This window comes from Polaromonas sp. P1_E1_2 (genome assembly GCF_056406035.1).
Genome location: NZ_JBFUAZ010000350.1, coordinates 1 through 4422, shown reverse-complemented (window position 1 = coordinate 4422; position 4422 = coordinate 1). Strand labels below are relative to the sequence as shown.

4 protein-coding genes are annotated in these 4422 nt (G+C 62.3%); 2 read left to right on the top strand and 2 right to left on the bottom strand.

Features of this window, described 5'->3' with window-relative positions:
• Together AC1D1P_RS15370 and AC1D1P_RS15365 are read left to right on the top strand one after the other, a co-directional pair.
• Positions 1-586 (top strand): TRAP transporter large permease subunit (locus AC1D1P_RS15370; RefSeq protein WP_477673578.1); only part of this gene is annotated, 586 nt, incomplete at its 5' end.
• A 49-nt stretch (positions 587-635) separates the two neighbouring features.
• Positions 636-1022 (top strand): DUF488 domain-containing protein, encoded by a 387-nt coding sequence (locus AC1D1P_RS15365; protein WP_477669411.1) that lies wholly within the window; start codon positions 636-638, stop codon positions 1020-1022.
• A 123-nt stretch (positions 1023-1145) separates the two neighbouring features.
• Here the strand turns inward: AC1D1P_RS15365 and boxB are convergent, their stop codons facing one another.
• Positions 1146-2570 (bottom strand): benzoyl-CoA 2,3-epoxidase subunit BoxB, encoded by a 1425-nt coding sequence (gene boxB / locus AC1D1P_RS15360; protein WP_477669410.1) that lies wholly within the window; start codon positions 2568-2570, stop codon positions 1146-1148.
• Positions 2571-2698: 128 nt separating this feature from the next.
• Entirely contained in the window at positions 2699-4393 is a 1695-nt protein-coding gene (boxC, locus tag AC1D1P_RS15355; protein ID WP_477669622.1) for a 2,3-epoxybenzoyl-CoA dihydrolase, read from the bottom strand.
• Between the last annotated feature and the right edge of the window lie 29 nt (positions 4394-4422).

The window sequence follows — 4422 nt, the reverse complement described above, 5'->3', positions numbered from 1 at the left end:
GGCCGACACGCTCAAGCTCAGCGGTGCCCTGTTTGCACTCCTGGTGGGTGCCACTACCTTCAGCCTGGTCTTCCGGGTGTTCGGCACCGACCGCTGGCTCAACGGCCTGCTGCTGGGCTCCACGCTACCGCCGGGCGTGACGGCGGCCCTGGTACTGCTGCTGGTGGCCTCGTGCGCCTGGGTGCTGGATGCGTTCGAAATGATTTTTGTCATCGTGCCCATCGTCGCGCCGGCGCTGATCGCGCGGCTGGGCGATGCCCAGCAGGCGGCAGTGTTGCTGCTGCTGGTGCTGCAGCTGAGTTTCCTGATACCGCCCATGGGCTATGCCGTGCTGATGGCCCGGGCCCGCTCGGGCCTGCCGGCCGTTTCGAGCCGGCGCCTGTTGGGCGCGCTATGGCCCATGCTGCTGGTGCAGGTGGCGCTCACGGTGGTGGTGTTCGCCTTTCCGGCCGCGGTGCATTGGCTGGACACGCCGGCCCCTGTGGCTTCTGAGAAAGCGCCAATGGCCGAAGATGAGATCGCGCGCCAGATGCGGGAGATGTCGCGCGTTGAGTCCCCTGAGCCGGGCACCGCCGCCGCGCCCTGAGTCGTTCCAGAACAGGGTTCTTGAACCGTTCGCCAAAAAGGAGACCGTAATGGCCATCAGGATCGTCAGGCTGGGCACGGCGCGAAGTGCCAACGAAGGTTTGCGCATAGGCACGGTGCGAAGACCGCCGCGCGGCGTGCCGAAAACCGAGTTCGCCTCGCAGGACTGGTATGACGTCTGGTACCCCAGCCTCGCGCCCAGCGTGGAAACCATGAAGTTGGGCCAGTCGGTTAACTCCGACAAGGACTGGGCAGCCTTCAGCAAAAAATACCGGGCTGAAATGAACGAACCCGATGCCAGCCGCAACCTGGACCTGCTGGCGGCGCTGTCACACCAGGCGAATTTCGCCATGGGCTGCTATTGCGAAAACGAGGCGCGTTGCCATCGCTCGCTACTGCGGGACTTACTCAAAGAACGCGGCGCAAATATCGCCTGAGGCTGGTGAAGCGGTCACGTCAAATCAAGCCGGGGCCGCGGGACTGGCTTTGCCAGACCGCAGGCGCAGCGGCCCCTCGGGGGGCAGGGAACTACACGAAGTGAGCGACCGTGGGGGCCATATTCACAATTTGACGTATTCGTACTCCAAGGGGTTGGCGTTGATACCGCGGTCCGGCGGCGCGATCCAGGCGGCCATCTTGCCGGGTTCGGTAACTCGGTTCATCAGGCTTTTGACAAATGCCGTATCGGCCGGCGTGGGCAGCCACTGGTCTTTTTTCGCTTCGAAATCGGCGGCGCTGATCGGGTTGCCCTGCGGGTCGGTGAAATTACCGGCCCAGGCGCCGACCGCGCGGCGAAAACGTGTGGACGGCAGGGTCAACTCAAAATCCACACCCGCGCGCTTGATGCCCATGTTCCAGCGCGTCACGCCGACATTGCAGTCCTTGACGTACTCGAGGCGCGTGATCTCATTCATGCCGTTGCGGGTCGAGATCGTCTCGTTTTTGAGACCGCCCTGCCCGTTCGGCACCACGATGCTCATCTCGGTTTCGAGTTCCACGTGGTCGGCGAACTTGGCTTCGTCCGGCCGGCCCTTGATGCCGTTGCTGAAGTAGTTGGCGGCGTTCGACGACGCTTCCGAGCCGAACAGGTCCAACGACGACGTGAACCAGAAGTTCATGAATTTCTGCACCGTGGGCAGGTCGATTACACCGGCTTTGCGCAGTGTGGCGACGTCGTCGGTGTCCAGCTCTTTCATCACTTCCAGCGTGCGTTTGATGACACGGCCAACCCCGGTCTCGCCCACGAACATGTGGTGGGCTTCCTCGGTCAGCATGAAGCGCGTGGTACGCGCCAGCGGGTCAAAGGCGGATTCTGCGAATGACTTGAGCTGGAACTTGCCGTCGCGGTCGGTGAAGTAGGTGAACATGAAAAAGCTCAGCCAGTTGTCCATGGGCTCGTTGAAAGTGCCCAGGATTCGCGGCTTGTCGGCATCGCCGCTGTGGCGCATCAAGAGCTCTTCCGCTTCTTCGCGGCCATCGCGGCCGAAGTGCGCATGCAGCAAATACACCATGGCCCAGAGGTGTCGGCCTTCCTCGACGTTGACCTGGAAAAGATTGCGCAGGTCATACAGCGACGGCGCGGTGTGGCCCAAGAGGCGCTGTTGCTCGACAGACGCCGGCTCGGTGTCGCCCTGCGTCACGATCAGACGGCGGAAGGTCGAGCGGTATTCGCCGGGCACGTCCTGCCAGACGTCTTCACCCATGTGGTCGCCAAAGCCAATCTTGCGACCCTCTTCCTTGTCAGCCAAAAAGATGCCCCAGCGGTAATCRGGCATGGGCGTGTAGCCGTAGCTGGCCCAGCCTGATGCATCCACGCCGACAGCAGTGCGCAAATAGACTTCCTTGGCCTTGAAGTCGCTGGGACCCATTTCGTCCCACCAGTTCAGAAAGGCGGGTTGCCAGTGCTCCAGCGCGCGCTGGAGCTGGCGGTTTTCGCCCAGGTGGACGTTGTTGGGGATGAGGGCTTGCAGATCTATTGAGCTCATGGCGTTCTTCCATCAAATAAGTTGCGAGGCGGCAGCAGCAATGTCAGTACCAGTGCCAGCGCGGAACCGGCTTTGCCGGGCCGCAGGTGGCGCCCCCTGGGGGGAGGCGCCGCAGGCGCTTCGGGGGGTTACACCCTCTTCCAGTCGAACTTGGCTTTCTTGCCCGTGCCGAAAAGTTTCAAGGCACCGTCCTCACCCACCGCATTCGGACGAATGAAAATCCAGTTCTGCCAGGCCGAGAGCCGCCCAAACACGCGCGTCTCCATCGTCTCTTTCCCCGGGAAGCGCAACGAGGCTTCCATGCCGGTCATGGCGTCGGGCGAGAGCGAAGCACGCTCTTCCAGCATGATGCGGATCTCGTCTTCCCAGTCAATGTCGTCGGGCGTCAAGGTCACAAGGCCCAGCGCCAGCGCCTGATCAGCGCGCAGCGGGCTGTCGCCGAGTTTTTGCAACTGTGCAATGGTGGCATCGTCTTCGCAGAATCGGGTTTGCAGGCGCGTCAGGCCATTGACGGCGGGGAACCAGCCGAAGTTGGCCGGACTCAGTTGCAGCGCAGGCGCGGCGTCTGGTGAATCGGGCAAGTCCAGCATGTAGATGCGGTCGCAGGCCAGAGCCAGTTCGTAGAAAGTGCCGGCAAAGCACGAACCCGCATCGACCAGCGCAATCAGCGAACGGCTGGTGACGTCCAGCCGGGCCAGGGTGCGGCGCAGCGCACCCGTGGTTTCCTTGACCAGCCAGTGGTCTTTCAGTTTGGCCAGCGTTTCGTCCATGCGGATCACCTGGCCGGCATCGCCTGTGGTCTTGATGACCCAGGTGCCGACTTCCAGTTCGTTGGTGCGCAGGTTGAGGATGGCGTCATCCAGTTCGCGCTGCAATTTCAGCGGGTACCAGTTGGCGCCTGCGGCTTCGATGGCATCGGGCGTGGACTCAATGGCTGCGGCTGGCGCCTTCACCGTGATGGTGGCAATGCGCTTTTCACGGTCGACCTGCGCATCAACGAGGCTGTATCGGTAGCCGGCATCATCAATGACGGCCTTCAGCGGTGTGAGTTCAATGCCTTTTGAGGCTGCAGCCCTTGTAGACTGTGCGCGAAGTGCTTCAATTTCTGTAGCAAGCAGATCGCCAAACTGCTGCGGCTTGGCGTGGGCGTCGATCAGTTTCCAGTCCTTGGCGCGGTCGGCGCGCACGCCTTCGCTGGTGGTGCAGAAGATGTCTGCCAGATCGCGGCGCACCTTGCGCTTGTCGGTCACGCGGGTCAGGCCGCCAGTGCCGGGCAACACACCCAGCAAGGGCACTTCAGGCAGGCTGACGGTGGAAGAACGGTCGTCCACCATGATGATACGGTCACAGGCCAGGGCCAGCTCGTAGCCGCCGCCGGCACACGCGCCGGTCACGGAGGCAATCGCCTTGAGGCCGTCATGGCGCGAGGAGTCTTCCAGGCCGTTGCGGGTTTCGTTGGTGAATTTGCAGAAGTTGACCTTCCAGCCGTGCGTCGACAGGCCCAGCATGTAGATGTTGGCGCCCGAGCACCAGATCTTTTCCTTGCCCGACTCGAACACCACCACCTTGACGGCCGGGTGCTCAAAGCGCACACGGTTGATCGCGTCGTGCAGTTCGATGTCCACGCCGAGGTCATAGCTGTTGAGCTTGAGCTTGTAGCCGGGCTTGATGCCGCCGTCTTCGTTGATGTCCAGCTTCAGACGCGCGACGTCACCCTCCACGCTCAGCGTCCAGTGCTGGTATTTGCTGGGGTGGGTGGAGAAACTCACGAGCTCGCGCTCCTGGCCTTCGATGACCTGTTTGAATAAAAGCGGTTCTGTCATGGCGTTCATGGGGTGTCTCCGGTTATGCC

What these genes read in the sequence shown, in the direction of transcription:
- AC1D1P_RS15365 (WP_477669411.1), top strand. Translation starts at nt 636, where the DNA reads ATGGCCATCAGGATCGTCAGGCTGGGCACGGCGCGAAGTGCCAACGAA.
- boxC (WP_477669622.1), bottom strand. Translation starts at nt 4,393, where the DNA reads ATGACAGAACCGCTTTTATTCAAACAGGTCATCGAAGGCCAGGAGCGC.